This window comes from Psychrobacter sp. CX16 (assembly GCF_057396245.1).
In genome coordinates this window covers 1-925 of sequence record NZ_JBXYJF010000060.1, presented here as the reverse complement: position 1 = coordinate 925, position 925 = coordinate 1, and the positions used below count along the sequence as shown (strand labels likewise).

Genomic DNA, 925 nt, shown 5'->3' with positions numbered 1-925 from the left:
ACGGTCACGATGTTACCTGCTACCGCATCTGCTGGTAGACCAACGGTCACCTCAACCTTACCGGCTGCGTCAATCTCATCGGCAGTGATAAACTCATCACCGTTACCGATGGTTACGGCAGTGGGTGGTGTGGTATCCACTGGCGTGTCGCTACCTGAGGTGGCTTCGCCAGTCGATTCGTTACCGGCGTCATCACTGTTGGTCGCGTTCACTGGCGTACCATCTTTGACAGCGTCTGCTGGTAGGGTGGTTTCACCTGTGGCTGGGTCAACACTCACGCCTTCTGGCAGTGTGGTGCCATCAGCTGGCGCCCACTCTCCGGTTGCGGGATCTTTGACAAGCTCAACCGTTTGTGGGTTACCCGCTTCGTCGGTGTAAGAGATGGTGGCGTTAGTGGCATCATCCGCTGGGGTGACCGTCACTGAACCGTCGTCATTGGCGTCAACGATTGGCGTCGCAGGTGGTGTGGTGTCCACTGGCGTGTCGCTACCTGAGGTGGCTTCGCCAGTCGATTCGTTACCGGCGTCATCACTGTTGGTCGCGTTCACTGGCGTACCCTCTTTGACAGCGTCTGCGGGTAAGGTGGTTTCACCGGTTGCTGGGTCAACGGTTACCCCTGCTGGCAGTGTGGTGCCATCAGCTGGTGCCCATTCTCCGGTTGCGGGATCTTTGGTTAATTCAACGGTTTGTGGGTTACCCGCTTCGTCGGTGTAAGAGATGGTGGCGTTAGTGGCATCATCCGCTGGGGTAACCGTCACTGAACCGTCGTCATTGGCGTCAACGATTGGAGTCGCAGGTGGTGTGGTGTCCACTGGCGTGTCGCTACCTGAGGTGGCTTCGCCAGTCGATTCGTTACCGGCGTCATCACTGTTGGTCGCGTTCACTGGCGTACCATCTTTGACAGCGTCTGCTGGTAGGGCGGTTT

The 925-nt window shown here is 57.7% G+C and carries 1 pseudogene; it reads right to left on the bottom strand.

Annotated elements, in window-relative coordinates:
- A pseudogene (locus tag AC2SLM_RS12760) lies at positions 1–925 on the bottom strand (hypothetical protein); the annotation flags it as partial.